19 protein-coding genes and 1 pseudogene are annotated in these 18,739 nt (G+C 66.7%); 12 read left to right on the top strand and 8 right to left on the bottom strand.

Features of this window, described 5'->3' with window-relative positions; translation table 11 throughout:
- Nucleotides 1–126: 126 nt before the first annotated feature.
- A pseudogene (locus tag H0X91_RS04945) lies at nt 127–399 on the top strand (IS3 family transposase); the annotation flags it as partial.
- 94 nt (nt 400–493) lie between these two features.
- Here H0X91_RS04945 and ppsR read toward each other — a convergent pair.
- Nucleotides 494–1,309, bottom strand: a complete 816-nt coding sequence (gene ppsR / locus H0X91_RS04950; protein WP_006483812.1) for a posphoenolpyruvate synthetase regulatory kinase/phosphorylase PpsR — start codon at nt 1,307–1,309, stop codon at nt 494–496.
- A gap of 375 nt (nt 1,310–1,684) precedes the next feature.
- Between ppsR and ppsA the strand changes: the two genes are divergently transcribed.
- The 3 genes from ppsA to H0X91_RS04965 all read left to right on the top strand — a co-directional run bounded on the left by ppsA (nt 1,685) and on the right by H0X91_RS04965 (nt 5,701).
- A complete protein-coding gene (ppsA, locus tag H0X91_RS04955) occupies nt 1,685–4,087 on the top strand; it encodes a phosphoenolpyruvate synthase (RefSeq protein ID WP_006483823.1) in 2,403 nt (800 codons plus the stop codon).
- Between the two features lie 210 nt (nt 4,088–4,297).
- On the top strand, nt 4,298–4,732 hold the full coding sequence (locus tag H0X91_RS04960; protein ID WP_048989269.1) for an NfeD family protein: 435 nt from the start codon (nt 4,298–4,300) through the stop codon (nt 4,730–4,732).
- A 33-nt stretch (nt 4,733–4,765) separates the two neighbouring features.
- The gene (locus H0X91_RS04965; RefSeq protein ID WP_006483815.1) at nt 4,766–5,701 is read left to right on the top strand and encodes an SPFH domain-containing protein; all 936 of its coding nucleotides are present in this window, start codon (nt 4,766–4,768) and stop codon (nt 5,699–5,701) included.
- Nucleotides 5,702–5,853: 152 nt separating this feature from the next.
- Here H0X91_RS04965 and smpB read toward each other — a convergent pair whose 3' ends face one another.
- Nucleotides 5,854–6,300, bottom strand: coding sequence for an SsrA-binding protein SmpB (smpB, locus tag H0X91_RS04970; RefSeq protein WP_006478511.1), 447 nt, complete (start codon nt 6,298–6,300; stop codon nt 5,854–5,856).
- A gap of 99 nt (nt 6,301–6,399) precedes the next feature.
- Between smpB and H0X91_RS04975 the strand changes: the two genes are divergently transcribed.
- Nucleotides 6,400–6,837 carry a type II toxin-antitoxin system RatA family toxin gene (locus H0X91_RS04975; RefSeq protein ID WP_006483809.1) on the top strand — a complete coding sequence of 146 codons (438 nt, stop codon included), beginning with the start codon at nt 6,400–6,402 and terminating at the stop codon, nt 6,835–6,837.
- Nucleotides 6,838–6,841: 4 nt separating this feature from the next.
- Nucleotides 6,842–7,165, top strand: coding sequence for an RnfH family protein (locus H0X91_RS04980; RefSeq protein ID WP_006478513.1), 324 nt, complete (start codon nt 6,842–6,844; stop codon nt 7,163–7,165).
- Nucleotides 7,166–7,207: 42 nt separating this feature from the next.
- On the opposite strand, the gene H0X91_RS04985 is transcribed toward H0X91_RS04980, so the two are convergent.
- The 3 genes from H0X91_RS04985 to H0X91_RS04995 all read right to left on the bottom strand — a co-directional run bounded on the left by H0X91_RS04985 (nt 7,208) and on the right by H0X91_RS04995 (nt 10,233).
- Nucleotides 7,208–8,173 carry a DMT family transporter gene (locus H0X91_RS04985; protein ID WP_077190683.1) on the bottom strand — a complete coding sequence of 322 codons (966 nt, stop codon included), beginning with the start codon at nt 8,171–8,173 and terminating at the stop codon, nt 7,208–7,210.
- Nucleotides 8,174–8,294: 121 nt separating this feature from the next.
- Nucleotides 8,295–8,981, bottom strand: coding sequence for a Vgb family protein (locus H0X91_RS04990; protein ID WP_062911487.1), 687 nt, complete (start codon nt 8,979–8,981; stop codon nt 8,295–8,297).
- Between the two features lie 31 nt (nt 8,982–9,012).
- Nucleotides 9,013–10,233, bottom strand: a complete 1,221-nt coding sequence (locus tag H0X91_RS04995) for a hypothetical protein (protein ID WP_059720675.1) — start codon at nt 10,231–10,233, stop codon at nt 9,013–9,015.
- Between the two features lie 114 nt (nt 10,234–10,347).
- Between H0X91_RS04995 and H0X91_RS05000 the strand changes: the two genes are divergently transcribed.
- From H0X91_RS05000 to guaA, 5 genes are all read left to right on the top strand, one after another.
- Entirely contained in the window at nt 10,348–11,112 is a 765-nt protein-coding gene (locus tag H0X91_RS05000) for a DUF899 domain-containing protein (RefSeq protein WP_080331622.1), read from the top strand.
- Nucleotides 11,113–11,140: 28 nt separating this feature from the next.
- Entirely contained in the window at nt 11,141–11,950 is an 810-nt protein-coding gene (locus H0X91_RS05005) for a DUF2182 domain-containing protein (protein WP_196432860.1), read from the top strand.
- 280 nt (nt 11,951–12,230) lie between these two features.
- Nucleotides 12,231–13,691: an IMP dehydrogenase gene (gene guaB / locus H0X91_RS05010; protein WP_006488752.1), complete on the top strand. Its 1,461-nt coding sequence runs from the start codon at nt 12,231–12,233 to the stop codon at nt 13,689–13,691.
- Between the two features lie 6 nt (nt 13,692–13,697).
- Nucleotides 13,698–14,306: a hypothetical protein gene (locus tag H0X91_RS05015; RefSeq protein ID WP_006495568.1), complete on the top strand. Its 609-nt coding sequence runs from the start codon at nt 13,698–13,700 to the stop codon at nt 14,304–14,306.
- A gap of 107 nt (nt 14,307–14,413) precedes the next feature.
- Entirely contained in the window at nt 14,414–16,033 is a 1,620-nt protein-coding gene (gene guaA / locus H0X91_RS05020) for a glutamine-hydrolyzing GMP synthase (protein ID WP_058901571.1), read from the top strand.
- Nucleotides 16,034–16,241: 208 nt separating this feature from the next.
- Here guaA and H0X91_RS05025 read toward each other — a convergent pair whose 3' ends face one another.
- Entirely contained in the window at nt 16,242–16,859 is a 618-nt protein-coding gene (locus H0X91_RS05025) for a 3'-5' exonuclease (RefSeq protein ID WP_058901570.1), read from the bottom strand.
- Between the two features lie 118 nt (nt 16,860–16,977).
- Here H0X91_RS05025 and H0X91_RS05030 point away from each other — a divergent pair, with 118 nt between their 5' ends.
- A complete protein-coding gene (locus H0X91_RS05030) occupies nt 16,978–17,601 on the top strand; it encodes a 2'-5' RNA ligase family protein (protein WP_124633281.1) in 624 nt (207 codons plus the stop codon).
- A gap of 81 nt (nt 17,602–17,682) precedes the next feature.
- On the opposite strand, the gene H0X91_RS05035 is transcribed toward H0X91_RS05030, so the two are convergent.
- Together H0X91_RS05035 and H0X91_RS05040 are read right to left on the bottom strand one after the other, a co-directional pair.
- Nucleotides 17,683–18,132 (bottom strand): acetyltransferase, encoded by a 450-nt coding sequence (locus H0X91_RS05035; protein WP_077020242.1) that lies wholly within the window; start codon nt 18,130–18,132, stop codon nt 17,683–17,685.
- 96 nt (nt 18,133–18,228) lie between these two features.
- Nucleotides 18,229–18,717, bottom strand: coding sequence for an NUDIX hydrolase (locus tag H0X91_RS05040; protein WP_196432861.1), 489 nt, complete (start codon nt 18,715–18,717; stop codon nt 18,229–18,231).
- Between the last annotated feature and the right edge of the window lie 22 nt (nt 18,718–18,739).

Here is an 18,739-nt window from a genome sequence, read left to right on the forward strand (position 1 = left end):
CCGTTGCAAATACATTGAATACCAGGCCCCGGAAAGCGCTCGGCTGGAAGACGCCGGCCGAAGCTCTCGACGAGTACCTGAAATCTGTTCAACAATTTAGTGTTGCGACGACCGGTTGAATCCGCCCAGTATCAGATGCCCGCCTACCGTCGGCTGTTGAAGCAGCATGCGCTCACCCAGAGCATGTCGCGCAGAGGCAACTGCCTTGATAACGCAGCCATGGAGAGCTTCTTCGGCACGCTGAAATCCGAGTGCTATCGGCTGACGCGCTTTGCCAGCGTGGAGCAGTTGCGAGATGCGTTGAGCCGCTACATTCACTACTACAACCACGAACGCATCAAGCTGAAATTAAATGGGCTGAGTCCCGTGCAATACAGGACTCAGCCCTTGGCCGCTTAGATTTTAACCGTCCAACTTCGTGGGGTCAGTTCATTCGACGCGGCCTTTTTTTTTGCTTTGGGCGGCGGCCAGACGGCCGCCAGCGCACCGACGCTCAGTACGACTGCCGGTCGAGACGGATTTCCTGCAGGATCGTCGTCGCGATTTCCTCGATCGACTTGTGCGTGGACGACAGCCACTTGATCCCTTCGCGACGCATCATCGCTTCGGCCTCGTTGATCTCGTAGCGGCAGTTCTCGGGCGCCGCGTACTTGCTGCCCGGCCGGCGCTCGTTGCGGATCTCCGACAGGCGCTGCGGGTCGATCGACAGCCCGAACAGCTTCTCGCTGTACGGCGACAGCGCCGACGGCAGCTTGCCGCGCTCGAAATCTTCCGGAATCAGCGGATAGTTGGCCGCCTTCACGCCGTACTGCATCGCGAGGTACAGGCTCGTCGGCGTCTTGCCGCTGCGCGACACGCCGACGAGGATCACGTCGGCTTCCGACAGGTTGCGGTTCGACTGGCCGTCGTCGTGCGCGAGCGAGAAATTGATCGCCTCGATCCGCGTCTTGTATTCCTCGGTGTCCGCGTTCTGGTGGCCGCGGCCCATCGCATGGCTCGACTTGAGCTCCAGTTCCTGCTCGAGCGGTTCGACGAAGCGCTGGAACATGTCGAGCACGAGCGCGTTCGAGCGTTTGACGATGTCGTTCGACTCGCTGTCGACGAGCGTCGTGAACACGATCGCGCGACGGCCGTCGTGCACGGCGGCCTCGTTGATCTTCTCGACGGTCGCATAGGCCTTGTCGAGCGAGTCGACGAACGGCACGCGCACGAGGCGGAATTTCTGGTCGAACTGGGAGAGGATCGAATGCGCGAAGGTTTCGGCAGTGATCCCGGTGCCGTCGGAGACGATGAATACGGTAGGCAGCATGAATCTGGGCGTCGAGCGTGAAGGGCGGTTGCGCGGGCGGCTGGAGGTTCGCCTCCAGACCCAGTGACAAGGTCGCGCCACATCCGGCAGCCGGCACGGTAGAATAGCGGCAACCTGTTGGATAAGCAATTGCGGGGGCGGGGCGCGAACGGCGCCCGTGGCTGGGCCGCGCGATTCCAGAATTCCCGGCAAGTCTGGCGATTTGTCTGCAAATATCGCCCTTCTGCCGGGATTTTTGCAAATCGGGTCGAAAGATTTTCGCCGCTGCGAGTGTTTATCTAACAGGTTGCGCAAGACGCGCCGCGCCTTTTTGCAAGCGCCCGCGTTCGAGCCCACTTGCGCGATCGAGCATTTTTTTCACACTTAGGGGCTTGTATGACTAACGCAGCAAACGTCGCAAAGGACCAGGCGTATGTAATTCCGTTCGAGCAGTTGCGGATGACCGATGTGGAGATCGTGGGCGGCAAGAATGCGTCGCTCGGCGAGATGATCAGCCAGCTTTCCGAAGCAGGCGTTCGCGTACCCACCGGTTTCGCCACGACCGCGCTCGCGTTCCGCGATTTCCTCAAGCACAACGACCTCACCGATCGCATCGCCAAGCGTCTCGAGTCGCTCGACATCGACGACGTGAAGGCGCTCGCCGAAGCCGGCGCCGAAATCCGCAAGTGGATCGTCGACGCACCGCTGCAGCCGCGCCTCGAGCAGGAAATCCGCGCGCAGTTCGAAGTGCTGAAGAACGGCTCGCCGAGCGAGCTGTCGTTCGCCGTGCGCTCGTCCGCGACCGCGGAAGACCTGCCCGACGCATCGTTCGCCGGCCAGCAGGAGTCGTACCTGAACGTCGTCGGCATCGAGGACGTGCTCGACCGCATGAAGCACGTGTTCGCGTCGCTGTACAACGACCGCGCGATCTCGTATCGCGTGCACAAGGGCTTCACGCACGCCGAAGTCGCGCTGTCGGCCGGCGTGCAGCGCATGGTCCGCTCGGACGTCGGCGCCGCCGGCGTGATGTTCACGATCGATACCGAATCGGGCTTCAAGGACGCCGTATTCATCACGTCGAGCTACGGCCTGGGCGAAACCGTCGTGCAGGGCGCGGTGAACCCGGACGAGTTCTACGTGTTCAAGACGACGCTCGCGCAGGACAAGTACCCGATCATCCGCCGCTCGATCGGCTCGAAGCTGATCAAGATGGAGTTCACGCAGCCGGGCGAACCGGGCCGCGTGAAGACGGTCGACGTGCCGCACGAGCAGCGCAACCGCTACTCGATCACCGATGAAGACGTGATCGAGCTGGCGAAGTACGCGGTCATCATCGAGAAGCACTACCAGCGTCCGATGGACATCGAGTGGGGCAAGGACGGCCGCGACGGCAAGATCTTCATCCTGCAGGCGCGTCCGGAAACGGTGAAGAGCCAGGCAACCGGCAAGGCCGAGCAGCGCTTCAAGCTGAAGGGCCAGTCGCAGGTGCTCGCGACGGGTCGCGCGATCGGCCAGAAGATCGGCGCGGGCCCCGTGCGCGTGATCCAGGACCCGTCGGAAATGGAACGCGTGCAGCCGGGCGACGTGCTGGTGGCCGACATGACCGACCCGAACTGGGAGCCGGTGATGAAGCGTGCGGCGGCGATCGTCACGAACCGTGGCGGCCGCACCTGCCACGCGGCGATCATCGCGCGTGAACTCGGCGTGCCGGCCGTCGTCGGCTGCGGCGATGCGACCGACATCCTGAAGGACGGCGCGCTCGTCACCGTGTCGTGCGCGGAAGGCGACGAAGGCAAGATCTACGACGGGCTGCTCGAGACGGAAGTCACGGAAGTGCAGCGCGGCGAACTGCCGGAAATCCCGGTCAAGATCATGATGAACGTCGGCAACCCGCAGCTCGCGTTCGACTTCTCGCAACTGCCGAACGGCGGTGTTGGCCTCGCGCGTCTCGAGTTCATCATCAACAACAACATCGGCGTGCACCCGAAGGCGATCCTCGAGTACCCGAACATCGACCAGGACCTGAAGAAGGCGGTCGAGAGCGTTGCGCGCGGTCACGCGTCGCCGCGCCAGTTCTACGTCGACAAGCTGACGGAAGGCGTCGCGACGATCGCGGCGGCGTTCTATCCGAAGCCCGTGATCGTGCGTCTGTCCGACTTCAAGTCGAACGAGTACAAGAAGCTGATCGGCGGTTCGCGTTACGAGCCGGACGAGGAAAACCCGATGCTGGGCTTCCGCGGCGCGTCGCGCTACATCGCCGAGGACTTCGCGCAGGCGTTCGAGATGGAATGCCGTGCACTGAAGCGTGTGCGTGACGAGATGGGCCTGACCAACGTCGAGATCATGGTGCCGTTCGTGCGGACCGTGAAGCAGGCGGAGCGCGTCGTCGGCCTGCTCGAGAAGTTCGGCCTGAAGCGCGGCGAAAACGGCCTGCGCCTCGTGATGATGTGCGAAGTCCCGACCAACGCGATCCTCGCCGAGGAGTTCCTGCAACACTTCGACGGTTTCTCGATCGGCTCGAACGACCTCACGCAGCTCACGCTGGGCCTCGACCGCGATTCGGGCATGGAGCTGCTGGCCGTCGACTTCGACGAACGCGACCCGGCCGTCAAGTTCCTGCTGAAGCGGGCGATCGATACCTGCCGCAAGATGGGCAAGTACGTCGGGATCTGCGGCCAGGGCCCGTCCGATCACCCGGACTTCGCGCAATGGCTGACGGACGAAGGCATCGTGTCGATCTCGCTGAACCCCGACACGATCATCGATACGTGGCAGGCGCTCGCCGCCAACCGCAAGTAACGAGCCGTGATGCAACTTCGGCGAAAGGGCGGTCCGCCGCGCTTTCGTTGAAGGCAAAATGCAAGGTTCGTGCTATAAACACCCCGGTAAGCACCGGGGTGTTTTTTTTCGTCGGTACTCGCCGGGCTGTCCCAAGCGTGCCGACCGCTTCGCACAGCTGCGAGCGCAACGAATATAGTGAGCATCGGGGACGTTTTTCTGGAGACCACAATGATGTCGGGGCATCTGTTCTGGTGGGTCGGGGTCGGCGTGCTGGTCGTGGCCGAATTGCTGACCGGTACGTTCTATCTGCTGATGATCGCGCTCGGCTTTCTCGCCGGCGGGCTGTTGCAACTGGCCGGTTTCGCGCCGCACGTGCAGTTCGGCGCGGCGGCCGCGGTCGCGATCGTCGCGATGATCGTGCTGCGCCGCTCGGGGCTCGGTCGCAAGCAGAAGCGCGACACGTCGACGAATCCCGACGTCAATCTCGATATTGGCTCGACCGTCACGGTCGACGCGTGGCGTGACGGCCGCGCACGCGTGCAGTATCGCGGCGCCGACTGGGACGTCGAACTCGCGGACGGTGAGCGCGACGATGCGCACGTGTACCAGGTGAGCGCCGTGCGCGGCAATTGCCTCGTGGTCGTGGCGAAACCCGCGGGCTGATCGTCCGCTGATACAACAAGGAGGGAATATTTCATGGATTCGCTGATCATCTGGGTTGTCCTGCTCGTCATCGCGATCGTGATCGTGTCGAAGACGGTGAAGATCGTGCCGCAGCAGCATGCATGGGTGCTCGAGCGCTTCGGGCGCTACCACGCGACGTTGTCGCCCGGCCTCAATATCGTGCTGCCGTTCGTCGATCGCATCGCGTACCGGCACGTGCTGAAGGAAATTCCGCTCGACGTGCCGAGCCAGGTCTGCATCACGCGCGACAACACGCAGTTGCAGGTGGACGGCGTGCTGTACTTCCAGGTGACCGATCCGATGAAGGCATCGTATGGATCGAGCAACTTCGTGCTGGCGATCACGCAGCTCGCGCAAACGACGTTGCGCTCGGTGGTCGGCAAGCTCGAACTCGACAAGACGTTCGAGGAACGCGATTTCATCAACCACAACATCGTGTCGGCGCTCGACCAGGCCGCGGCGAACTGGGGCGTGAAAGTGCTGCGCTACGAGATCAAGGACCTGACGCCGCCGAAGGAGATCCTGCACGCGATGCAGGCGCAGATCACCGCGGAGCGCGAAAAGCGCGCGCTGATCGCCGCATCCGAAGGTCGCAAGCAGGAGCAGATCAACCTCGCGTCGGGTGCGCGCGAAGCCGCGATCCAGAAGTCGGAAGGCGAGCGGCAGGCCGCGATCAATCAGGCGCAGGGCGAAGCCGCCGCGATTCTGGCGGTGGCCGAGGCGAACGCGCAGGCGATCCAGAAGATCGCGAGCGCGATCCAGTCGCAAGGCGGGATGGATGCGGTGAACCTGAAGGTCGCCGAGCAGTATGTCGGCGCGTTCTCGAATCTCGCGAAGCAGGGCAACACGCTGATCGTGCCGTCGAACCTGTCGGATCTCGGCACTGCAATTTCGTCGGCGCTGACGATCGTCAAGAGCGCGGGCGCGGCGTCGGTCGCGAAGGGCTGAGCCCGAAATCGATGCGCGCGCGGTTGCCGCGCACGCATCGTCGTGCGGCGAATCGTCGCGCGGCCGGGCGACCCGCCGCGCGATTCAGGCAGTTCAAAGCAACACGGCCCGCTTCGAGCGGGCCGTGTCGTTTGCGATGCGCGCGGGGTGTGTCAGGTGCCGGCGCGCATGATGCGTGCCTTCTCGCGTTCCCAGTCGCGTTTCTTCTCGGTTTCACGCTTGTCGTGCAGCTTCTTGCCCTTCGCGAGCGCGATGTCGCACTTCACGCGGCCGCCCTTGTAGTGGAAGTTCAGCGGCACGAGCGTGTAGCCGCGCTGCTCGACCTTGCCGATCAGCTTCTTGATTTCCTCGCGGTGCAGCAGCAGCTTGCGCGTGCGCACCGGGTCGGGCTTGATGTGCGTGGAGGCTTCGGGCAGCGGGCTGATATGGGTACCGATCAGGAAGATCTCGGCGTTCTTCACCACGACGTAGCCTTCCTTGATCTGGCCGCGCCCGGCGCGCAGCGCCTTGACTTCCCAGCCCTCCAGCACGAGCCCCGCCTCGTAGCGTTCCTCGATGTGATAATCGAAGTGCGCTTTCCTGTTGTCGATGATGCTCATGAAAGGATCGGGCCAACTCGTTTAAAATCACGATTTTAGCAAAGCAGGGCGGGAATCGCCCGGCTTGGCGTTCCCACTTTAAGCGATGCCGCGCGATTTATGGCAGATGTCCAGAAAACCGTATTGATCCGCCACTCGGCGGAACAGATGTTCGACCTCGTCACCGACGTGGCCGACTACCCCAATTTCCTGCCCTGGTGCGGCGGTGTCGAGATTCGCCGTCAGGACGAGAGCGGGATGGAAGCGCGCATCGACATCAACTTCAAGGGCATCAAGCAGCATTTCGCGACGCGCAACACGCAGCAGCGTCCGACCCGGATCGACATGGAGTTCGCGGACGGGCCGTTCAAGAAGTTCACGGGCTCATGGCGCTTCATCCCGCTGCGTGCCGATGCGTGCAAGATCGAATTCGCGCTGCACTACGAGTTTTCGAGCATCCTGCTCGAGAAAATCATCGGGCCGGTGTTCAGCCACATCGCGAACACGTTCGTCGATTCGTTCGTGAAGCGCGCCGATCAGCGCTACGGGAAGGGGTGACGCGATGCTGTCGATCGAAGTCTGCTACGCACTGCCGGACCGCCAGACGCTGATTCCGCTGTCGCTGCCCGAAGGCGCGACCGTGCGTTCGGCCATCGATGCGAGCGGCGTGCTCGCGCTGCACCCGGAGATCGATCTCGCGCACGCGAAGACGGGTGTCTACGGCAAGCTCGCGCCGCTCGATGCGCCGCTCGTCGATCACGATCGCGTCGAGATCTACCGCCCGCTGATCGTCGATCCGAAGCTCGCGCGCCAGCGGCGCGTCGACAAATCCCGCCGCGCCGGCTCGATCGAGGGCCGCAAGTGGATGCACAAGGACGCGCGCTGACGCGCTTTTCGTTCCGATTGATCTGATCAAACGCCGCGGCGCTCAGTGCGCCGCGGCGTTTGCATTTGTCGATGCGCTGCCCGGCGTGTCGCCGTGCCGTCGCACCGAGCCGTACACGCCGGCGAGCAGCAGTACGAGCGCGGCGATCTCGAGCGCGTGCGGCATCCGCTGGTCGTACACGAACGCGTACAGCATCGCGAACACGGTTTCGAACACGATCAACTGGCCCGACAGCGTGAGCGGCAGCCGCTTCGACGCGGCATTCCACAGCCCGTTGCCGAGCCACGACGCGCCGATCGCGAGCACGAGATTCAGCAGCCAGAACAATTGCCAGCGCGATGCCGGGACGGCCGCCTGCACCGTGCCGGCGGGCACTGCGAGGATCGCGAGCCAGCAGAGCCCGCCGATCAAACCCGTCACGACACCCCACAGCACCGACCATTCGTTGCCGCCGAAGCGATGATGGCGCTGCAGGTAGCGCGCGTTCGCCACCGCATACCAGGTCCAGCTCGCGAGCGCGCCCGCCGCGCAGGCGATGCCCGCGAGCTTCTGGGCGAGCGTCGTGGCGTGCGCGGTTTCGGACGTGAACAGGTCGACGTTGATGCAGACGATGCCCGCGATCACCAGCGCGAGCGGGGCGGCGAGCCGCCGCAGCGGCACGGCGCCGTGGTCGCCGAGGCCCGCGAGCGTGACGGTCACGGGCAGTACGCCGACGATCAGGGAGCTGGGCGCGATGCCGATCAGGTGCACGGCGCCGGACAGCAGCATGTAATACGCGACGTTGCCGACGACGGCGAGCTTCACCAGTGCGACGAGATCCTCGCGGGTCAGCCGCGCGAGCAGCGAGCGGGCGGCCGGCAACGCGGCCGCGAGCGACACGAGTCCGTACATCGTATAGCGGCCGGCGCTCAGCAGCAGCGGCGAGAAATCGGTCAGCAGCCGCGGCACGAGAAACACCATGCCCCACAGGGCGCCTGCCAGGACACCGTACACCACGCCGCGCTGCATCGACCGCTCCGAACAAATGATTGACGTGCGCGCATCTTAGCGATGCCGTCGCGGCGGCGTCTTGTTCATTCCTGCACTCGGCGCGGGGCGGCGCGTCCTGGCAGCGTGGGCGCGCGGTGGATCAGCCGTCTGCCGGATCGGGTGTCGCCGCCGTGCCGTCGCTGTCGGCATGCGTGCGCGTCGGGCGGCGCACGGCGCGCAGCTTGCCGCTGTTGCCGCCGCCGCAGTAGAAGCGGTCGTGACCGTCGGATTCGAGCCCCGAGACGCCGACGCCGGCCGGCATGTCGATCTGCTCGAGCACCTGGCCCGTGCGCGGGTCGATGCGCCGCAGGTCGCTCTGGTCGCCTTCCCACGTGCCATGCCACAGCTCGCCGTCGACCCACGTCACGCCGGTGACGAAGCGGTTCGATTCGATCGTGCGCAGCACGGCGCCCGATTGCGGATCCACCTGATGAATCTTGCGTTCGCGGTACTGACCGACCCACAGCGTGCCTTCGGCCCACGCGAGCCCCGAATCGGCGCCGCCGCCGGGCGCCGGGATCGTCGCGAGCACGCGACCCGATTCGGGGTCGATCTTCTCGATGCGGTCCTCGACGATCTGGAACAGGTGGCGACCGTCGAACGCGGTGCCCGCGTGCGCGGCGACGTCGAGCGAACGGACCGTCGTGCCGCGCTCGGGGTCGAGCGCGTTCAGCTTGTCGCCGGACGCGTACCACACGTGCTGCCCGTCGAACGTGACGCCGTGCACGCCGTCGACGCCCGGAAACGGACCGTACTCGTGAAGGATGTCTGCAGTGGAGCGTTTCATGTTCGTCACCTCGTCGTTCGATGCGGCCATCCTAATCTCCCGGCAGCGCAACCGGGAGTAACAAGGTCGTCGCGAATCCGGGCAGCGGCGGCGTCAGCCAGCGGCGCGCGCGTGCGCGGCCGAGCGCCTGGACCTTGCCGGTTTCCGCGAGCGAATCGAGCGCCCGCTGCACCGTGCGCTGGCTGGCGCCGAGCGCAAGCGCCAGCGCGGAACTCGACCACGCTTCGCCGTCGGCGAGGAGCGCGAGCACGGCCGCATGGCGATCGTCGACCGGGCGCGCGAGGACGACGGTTTCGCGCACGCCGAGCGGTTCGAGCGCGAAGCCGCGCGGCGTCGCGACGACGTTCGCGAGCGGGCGCAGCACCGCCCGCAGCCGGCCGATCTCGACGCGCAGCCGCGCGCGATGCGATTCGTCCGCCTGTTTCGCGCGGAACGCGGCGGCGACGAGCGCGTTTCTCGACACGTCGGCCGGCCACGCCTCGCCGAGCGCACGGGCGAGCACGAACAGCACCGGGCGGCGCGCGAGCGACACGGTCGTGCGCGCATCGCGCACCGTGTGGCGGCACGCGTCGACGACGAGCGCATTCGATTCGAACAGCGTCTCCACTTCGTCGAGCGGCACGAGCCGCGACGTGCCGCGTGCGATGAGCCGGGCGGCCGGTGCGTCGAGCACGCGCGCCGCGGTGTCGACCTCGGCCGTCAGCGCGGCAATGCCGGCGGCGCGGGCGGCCGCGCGGGCACGGGCAAGCGCCGCACGGGCTGCGTGCGTGCGGATGCGGCGCATCGCGATGCCGGCCGCGATCAATTCATGGGCGGCGCGCGACGCGGGCGGCAGCGGTGCGGGATCGAGATGCGCCAGCAGCTGCTCGGCCTCGTCCAGATGGCCGATCAGCAGCAACCGGCGTACCCCGAGATAGCGGGCATGCGCGGCGTTCGCGCGGTCGCCGTGTGCGTCGAGCGTCGCGCAGGCCGCCTCGAGCGCACGCGTCGGCCAGCGCAGGTCGCGCGACGCGAGCGCGATGTCGGCTTCCGCGACGACGCAGCGCGCCCGTGCAACCGCTTCCTTCGCACCGAACGCACGCGCGGCGCCGCGGACGAGCGCGCGCGCGCGTTCGAAATCGCCGAGCTGCGCGAGCGCGATCCCGCGCAGTGCGAGCGCCGGCGCATCGTCGCGCAGCGCGACGCGGTTCAGCGCACCGAGCGCGTCACCGGCCGCGAGCGCGCGCGCGGCCGCCGTGATCAGCGAATCCATCCGAATCCCGACACAGTTGTCACTCCCTCCGGTCCGATGCCCGGCACTAATCTAGCACCACGCACACGGCCCCGTACGCCGTGCCCGGATACCCATCGGAAGGAGGAACCCGCAATGACGACCCATCTCACCGGAACCCGCGACGAATGGCTGGTCGAACGCCGCGCGCTGCTCGACGCGGAAAAGGCGCTGACGCGGCAAAGCGACGAACTCGCGCGGCGGCGCCAGGCGCTGCCGTGGGTGCGCGTCGACAAGACTTACCGGTTCGATACCGAGGCAGGGCAGGCGACGCTCGACGACCTGTTTCGCGGCCGTTCGCAACTGCTGGTCTATCACTTCATGTTCGGCCCCGACTACAAGGCCGGCTGCCCGTCGTGCTCGGCGCTCGCCGACGGCTTCGACGGCTTCGCCGTGCATCTGGCGCACCACGACGTGACGCTCGCGGCCGTGTCGCGCGCGCCGCTCGCGAAACTGCTCGCGTACCGGCAGCGGATGGGGTGGACGTTCCCGTGGGCGTCGTCGGTCGGCAGCGATTTCAACTTCGACTTCAACGTGTCGTTCACCGAAACGCAGCAGCGCGCGGGCGACGTCGAATACAACTACGCGCGGGCCGATCACGCGATGGACATGGATCCGCCGCCGGCGCCCGTCGTGCAGTTCGCGGCCACGTGCGGCACCGACGCGGTCACGTATTCGCTCGACCGGCCGGGGATGAGCGCGTTCGTGCGCGAGGATGGCGCGATCTATCACACGTATTCGACCTACGCGCGCGGCCTCGACGGGCTGTGGGGGATGTACCAGTGGCTCGACCGCGCGCCGCGCGGACGCAACGAGGCCGGCCCGTGGTGGCGCCGTCACGATGAGTACGCGCGCGGCTGAGCGGGCCGGCCACGGACGGGCGCGCGCGATGATACGAACGACCACCGGTGAGGCGGCCGCCGATCCGCGCGCATTCGGCGCGGCGGTCGCGGCCGTGTTCGCGGTCGCCGCGGTGGCGACGCTGGCCCAGCACACGTCGATGGCGGCGATGGGCGGCGAGCCGATGACCGGCGGCTGGATGGCCTCGGCCGCCTGGCTGCGGCCGTGCGGCCAGAGCGCCGGGCGCGCATTCGCGGCGTTCGCCGGAATGTGGGGCGCGATGACGGTGACGATGATGCTGCCCGTGCTCGCGCCGATGCTCTGGTGCTACCGCCAGCGCATCGGTCCGGCGGCGGCGGCGCGGTCGGCCTGGCTCGTCGTCGTCGCGGGCGCAGGGTACTTCTCGGTCTGGATGGCGCTCGGGGCACTCGTGTTTCCGGCCGGCGCGGTGCTGACGACGGCCGCCGCCCGGCTGCCGGCGCTTGCCCGTGCGATGCCGGTCGCGGCGGGCGTCGTCGTGCTGGCCGCGGGCGCGTTGCAATTCTCCGCGTGGAAGGCGCGCCGGCTGGCGGGTTGCCGGCACGCGGCGGCACATGGCGTGCACCCGTCGCGGGTGGCGGTCGTCACGGCGTGGCGGTACGGCGTGCGCGCCGCGATCCGGTGCGGCGCGTGTTGCGGGAACCTGATGGTCGTCGCGCTGGCGGCCGGCATGATGGATCTGCGCGTGATGGCCGTCGTGACGGTCGCAATCGCCGCCGAACGCGCTGCATCGATCGGCGGGCGCGTCGCGCGGATCGTCGGTTGCGGGGTGGTGGCGGGCGGCGTGGCGATGATCGCCCGTGCCGCCGGGCTGGCGTGAGGCAGGGCGGGCAAGCCGCTTCGGTGGGGCGCCGGGCCGTGCGCGCGGCCGCCGCCGTCGCGGCCGTGTGGCCCCGCTGCGACACGGGCACTCGCCGCCCGGCGGCCGGTTGCGCGAATGGCGCGATGCGGCGGTGAAACGAAAGGCGATCGAAAACGAACCGAACGGCGATCCGAACGATTCGGCCCCCGAACGGCCGAAACCGGCTAAGCCGTTGTTCGTGTTGTGAAAATTCGCGGCGCTTCGCGTATAATTCGCTTTTGCGCCCATAGGATTTGCCATGCGTCTGATCCAAAAAGCACTCACTTTCGATGACGTGCTCCTCGTTCCCGCCTTCTCCGACGTTCTCCCGCGCGACACCAGCCTCAAGACCAAGCTGACCCGCAACATCTCCCTGAACATGCCGCTCGTGTCCGCCGCGATGGACACGGTCACCGAAGGTCGCCTCGCGATCGCGATGGCGCAGCAGGGTGGCGTCGGTATCGTCCACAAGAATCTCACGCCGGCCGAACAGGCCCGCGAAGTCGCGAAGGTCAAGCGTTTCGAGTCGGGCGTCGTCCGCGACCCGATCACGGTGCCGCCGCAAATGAAGGTGCGCGACGTGATCGCGCTGTCGCGCCAGCATGGCATCTCGGGCTTCCCGGTCGTCGAAGGCCCGCAACTGGTCGGCATCGTCACGAACCGCGACCTGCGTTTCGAAACGCGCCTCGACGAGCCGGTCAAGTCGATCATGACGCCGCGCGAGCGCCTCGTCACGGTCAAGGAAGGCACGCCGCTCGCCGAAGCGAAGGCGCTGATGCACAGCCACCGCCTCGAGCGCGTGCTGGTCGTCAACGACGCGTTCGAACTGCGCGGCCTGATGACCGTCAAGGACATCACGAAGCAGACCGAACACCCGGACGCGTGCAAGGACGAACACGGCAAGCTGCGCGCAGGCGCGGCGGTCGGCGTCGGTCCGGACAACGAAGAGCGTGTCGAGCTGCTGGTGCAGGCCGGTGTCGACGTGATCGTCGTCGATACCGCGCACGGCCACAGCAAGGGCGTGCTCGAGCGCGTGCGCTGGGTCAAGCAGAACTTCCCGCACGTCGAGGTGATCGGCGGCAACATCGCGACGGCCGCCGCCGCGAAGGCGCTGGTCGAATACGGCGCGGACGCGGTCAAGGTCGGTATCGGCCCGGGCTCGATCTGCACGACGCGGATCGTCGCGGGTGTCGGCGTGCCGCAGATCAGCGCGATCGCGAACGTCGCGGAAGCGCTGAAGGGCACCGGCGTGCCGTGCATCGCCGACGGCGGCGTGCGCTTCTCGGGCGACGTGTCGAAGGCCCTCGCGGCCGGCGCGAACGCCGTGATGATGGGCAGCATGTTCGCCGGCACCGAAGAGGCGCCGGGCGACGTGTTCCTGTACCAGGGCCGCCAGTACAAGTCGTACCGCGGCATGGGTTCGGTCGGTGCGATGAAGGACGGCGCGGCTGACCGCTACTTCCAGGACAATTCGGCGAACATCGACAAGCTCGTGCCGGAAGGCATCGAAGGCCGCGTCGCGTACAAGGGTTCGGTCAACGCGATCCTGTTCCAGCTGGTCGGCGGCGTGCGCGCGAGCATGGGCTACTGCGGTTGCAAGACGATCGACGAGCTGCACGAGAAGGCCGAATTCGTCCAGATCACCGCGGCGGGCATGCGCGAGTCGCACGTGCACGACGTGCAGATCACGAAGGAAGCGCCGAACTACCACGTGGACTGAGCGCCGATGAAACCGCTGCTGCGAGCCGTGCTGATCGTCGACGCCGTGCTGCTGCTGGCGTTCGGCGTGCTGTTCGTGCTGACGCCCTGGCAGGCGCTGTTCAATGCGCTGCAACTGGCGAACATCCAGCCGGCGATGCTCGGCCAGGCGTTCGGCATCGCGCTGCTCGGGCTCGCGTGGCTCGCGTTTCATGCGGCGTTCAACGGTGACCTCACGGCGCCCGTCGCGCGCTCGGTCGGCCATGTGTACTGGTTGACCGGCGTGCTGACGGTCGTGTGGTCGATCGGCACCGGCAGCGGGCCCGCGCTCGCGGCCGCCGGCCGGGTGCTGTCGGCCGTGGCCGGGGTCGCGCTGATCGTGCTGGGCCTCGGCGGCGTGCGGCTCGCATCGGCCGTGCGCCGGCGCGAGAAAGCGCAGGCGCTCGAGGCGCGCGCACCGGCGCAGCGGCCGGCCGAACCGGCGATGGCGCCGGCGTCGGCGCCTGCCGCGCAGCGTGTCGAGCCGGTCGTCGGCCGCCCCGTGGCGCCGGCCGGATCGTCGCCGGCCTCGTCCGGTTCCCGCGCATCGTCGGGCGGCGGCGTCGCCCTCGACGAACGCCCGCCGATGCAGGATTGACCGGCGATGCGTCGCGCGTGCCGCCTGCCGCCCGACGCCGCTGTCCATGCTTTTGACGCAGCGCTCGATGCGCTGCTTTTCTTATTCTCTTCATCCCGTCCGCAGCCATGCACGACAAAATCCTGATTCTCGACTTCGGTTCGCAAGTCACCCAACTGATTGCACGGCGCGTGCGTGAAGCGCACGTCTACTGCGAAATCCATCCGAACGACGTGTCCGACGACTTCGTCCGCGAGTTCGCGCCGAAGGCGGTGATCCTGTCGGGCAGCCACGCGAGCACGTACGAAGACCACCAACTGCGCGCGCCGCAGGCCGTATGGGATCTCGGCGTGCCGGTGCTCGGCATCTGCTACGGCATGCAGACGATGGCCGTGCAGCTCGGCGGCAAGGTCGAGTGGAGCGACCATCGCGAATTCGGCTATGCGGAAATGCGTGCGCACGGCCATACGCGCCTGCTCGACGGCATCGAGGATTTCACGACGGCCGAAGGCCACGGGATGCTGAAAGTCTGGATGAGCCACGGCGACAAGGTTGCCGAGCTGCCGCCGGGCTTCGCGCTGATGGCGTCGACGCCGAGCTGCCCGATCGCCGGCATGGCCGACGAGGCGCGCGGCTACTACGCGGTGCAGTTCCACCCGGAAGTCACGCACACCGTGAAGGGCCGCCAGATCATCGAACGCTTCGTGCTGCAGATCGCCGGCGCGAAGCCCGACTGGATCATGAAGAACCACATCGAGGAAGCCGTCGCGAAGATTCGCGAGCAGGTCGGTGACGAGGAAGTGATTCTCGGCCTGTCGGGCGGCGTCGATTCGAGCGTCGCGGCCGCGCTGATCCATCGCGCGATCGGCGATCAGCTGACCTGCGTGTTCGTCGACCATGGCCTGCTGCGCCTGAACGAAGGCAAGATGGTGCTCGACATGTTCGAGGGCCGCCTGCATGCGAAGGTCGTGCACGTCGATGCATCCGACCAGTTCCTCGGCCATCTGGCCGGCGTGACCGATCCGGAAGCGAAGCGCAAGATCATCGGCCGCGAGTTCGTCGAGGTGTTCCAGGCCGAGGCGAAGAAGCTGTCGAAGGCGAAGTGGCTCGCGCAGGGCACGATCTACCCGGATGTGGTCGAATCGGGCGGCACCAAGACGAAGAAGGCGACGACGATCAAGAGCCACCACAACGTCGGCGGCCTGCCGGAAACGCTCGGCCTGAAGCTGCTCGAGCCGCTGCGCGACCTGTTCAAGGACGAAGTGCGCGAGCTGGGCGTCGCGCTCGGCCTGCCGCCGGAGATGGTATACCGCCATCCGTTCCCGGGCCCGGGTCTCGGCGTGCGGATTCTCGGCGAAGTGAAGCGCGAGTACGCGGACCTGCTGCGCCGCGCGGACGCGATCTTCATCGAGGAACTGCGCGGCACGACGGCAACCGTGCAGGATGCGGCTGCCGGCCTGTGCGGCGAGGCCGACGTCGGCAAGAGCTGGTACGACCTGACGAGCCAGGCGTTCGCGGTGTTTCTGCCGGTCAAGTCGGTCGGCGTGATGGGCGATGGCCGGACGTACGACTATGTGACGTCGCTGCGCGCGGTGCAGACGACCGACTTCATGACCGCACACTGGGCGCACCTGCCGTACGCGCTGCTCGGTCGCGCGTCGAACCGGATCATCAACGAAGTGCGCGGGATCAATCGTGTGGTGTACGACATCTCGGGGAAGCCGCCGGCGACGATCGAGTGGGAATAAGCTTTCCGGCCGAAGCGGCATCGGTCTCGCCTGCGTTGTTGCGCGTCGTTTGATGTCGCGATAATTCGCAAGCGGGCTGCCGGTTCGGTTGGCGTGCTGCCCCGGTTCACGCGTGGGCAAGAAGCGGCCTGGCGATTGCCAGGCCGTTTTGCGTTAACGCGTGAAGTCGGTCAAGAAGCGCCGTGTTCGCAGTCCCGGACCGGATTCATCACGCACACGCCCGCCCGAGCGACCGCAAATACATCGGCACCTTCGCCTTGGTCGTCGCCTGAACCCGCGACATCAGCGCGTGATCGATCCGATCCAGCCCATAAGTCCGGGAAATATCCTGCTGCAACCGGCACCACAGATGCCCAGCCATCTCGGCATCGACCATCGCACGGTGCGCACGGCCCGATTGCGGCAGCCGCAGCATCTCGACCAGGCTCGACAGGCGGTGACTCCGGGCGTCCGGATAGATCCGTCTCGCCACCAGCATCGTGCACGCAAACGCGTGGTCGGCCGCCATGCCGAGCAACCCGAGTTCCGACTGCCAGAAGCGCTTGTCGAAACCGGCGTTGTGGGCTACGACCGCATGCTTGCCGACGAACGCGGCCGCTTCCTTCATGACTTCGGACGCGGGTGGTGCCGCCGCGATCATGTCGTTCGTGATGCCGGTGAGCGCAACGACATCGGACGGGATGCGTCGGCCGGCATTCATCAAACTCTGGAAACGGTCGACGACTTCCCCGTCGCGCAGCAGGATGACCGCAATTTCGGTGGCACGGTCGCCCAGATTCGGCGACAGGCCGGTGGTTTCGAAGTCCAGTACCGCGACGGTTTGCATGGTTGAATTCGGGGGCGTCATCAGAGGGTGTCGAGTTTGGCCCGAGAGGGTAGCATCTTCGGGCGTGCAAACGGCGGATTCGTGGAGCGGCGAGCGGGCCGGCTGCCGATTGACGATAATGAAATCTCGCTCCAGGCCAGTCGGACATGTTGCCGTGACTCAACTGACGCTACCCGGATTCGATGCGCCGCCGCCGGTTCCCGTGCACCGCTTCTTTTTCGCCGTGATGCCGGATACGGCCACGGCCGCGCGCATTGCCGGTATCGCCAAAAGCTTGCAGCAGAAGAAGGACAGTCCGGTGGGCACCGAGCGTCTGCACATCACGCTGGGCTCGCTAGGCGACTTCGCTTACGTGCCGGACGCTGCGCTTGCACGGGCCCGCGCGGTCGCGGACCGCATGGATGGGCCGTCTTTCTCCGTGAGGTTCGACAAGATCATCAGCTTCAACGGGCGGCCCGGTCATCAGCCGCTGGTGCTGACGGGGCGGAACGGTCTGGAAGACTTGATCGACTTTCGGCGGCAGTTGCGAGATGCGTTGAAACGGGTAGGCGTACCTGTTTTTCCCTCGGGTTTCACCCCGCACGTGACGCTGCTGTATGGCCCGCAGCGGCCCGATGAGTATCGGATCGAGCCGATTGCCTGGACCGCGTTCGACTTCGTCCTGGTCGATAGCTGGCTCGGCAAGTCGCACTACGACGTGTTGGGGCGCTGGCCGCTGGCGACCGGCCGCTCCCCGGGATGATCGCGATGTCGTAAGGGCGGTGCCGTTTCAGCGCATCCGGACCAGGTCGGTGCCGCGTTCCGTGCTCGCCCGGACTCCAGCTCAGTCCCGACCACCCCCGCGATAACGAAGATGAAGCAGCGGATAAGGCCGCCCCTGTCCATCGAGCTCCGATCGTCCGCAGCGCTCGAATCCGAGGCGCTCATAAAATCCCGCTGCCGCTTGGTTCTGTTCGTTGACGTCGGTCGACAGGTCGGGATGGCGCTTGAGCGCTTCTTCGACCAGCCGTCGCCCGACCCCCGCACCATGGTGGGCAGGATCGACGAACAGCGCTTCCATGTGGCCGCCGTCGAGCAGCATGAAACCGATCGGGCGATCGGTTTCGTCGACGGCCAGATCGAGCGGCGCGCCCGGCAGAAATGCGACGACTTCGGATTCGATCGAACGACGATCGTCGTCGCTCAGGAAGTGATGCGTGGCATCGACGGCATGGCGCCAGATATCCAGCACGCGTGTGCCGTCGGCCTTGGTGGATTGTCGAATGCTGATCATGTTTGATATGTGATGATCCGGTGCTCGACCGGTAGCCGGCGCCGTGGTGAATCGAACGCGTCGCGCGCACGGTGATGCGCCAGCGACAGCGGTGTGTCAGGCGGATGGCGGACGCGCGTCGCCCAGCGCCGCAGCCCGCTCGATCGCTCGCCGCGCAACGTCGCGCACGCCGGCGCTCATCGGCAAATCGTCGCGGTCGAGTTCGTCGATGCCGAACCAGCGCGCGTCGAGCGCATCGTCGCCGGCGGCCGGCGTGCCGCGCAGCCATCTGCACAGCACGGCGACCATGACGAAATGCTGGCGCACGGCGCCGTGCGCATCGTAATCGAACGCGTCCAGCGCGGTAAAGGCGTCGAGCGCTTCCACGTCGACCGTCGTTTCTTCCGCGATTTCGCGCACGACCGCATCCGCGAACGGCTCGCCCGGTTCGATCTTGCCGCCGGGGAAGCCCCAGCAGCCTGCATCGGGTGGATTCGCGCGGCGCACGAGCAGCACGTCGCGTTCGCGCAGCACGATGCCGATCACCGCGGGAACGGGGCGCAAGGGCGTAGCGTTGCCGGTTGCGGACATGCCGGTTGCGGACATGCCGGTTACGGACGTGCCGGTT

It is taken from the genome of Burkholderia sp. 9777_1386 (genome assembly GCF_015712265.1).
In the GTDB taxonomy this organism is placed as follows: domain Bacteria; phylum Pseudomonadota; class Gammaproteobacteria; order Burkholderiales; family Burkholderiaceae; genus Burkholderia; species Burkholderia cenocepacia.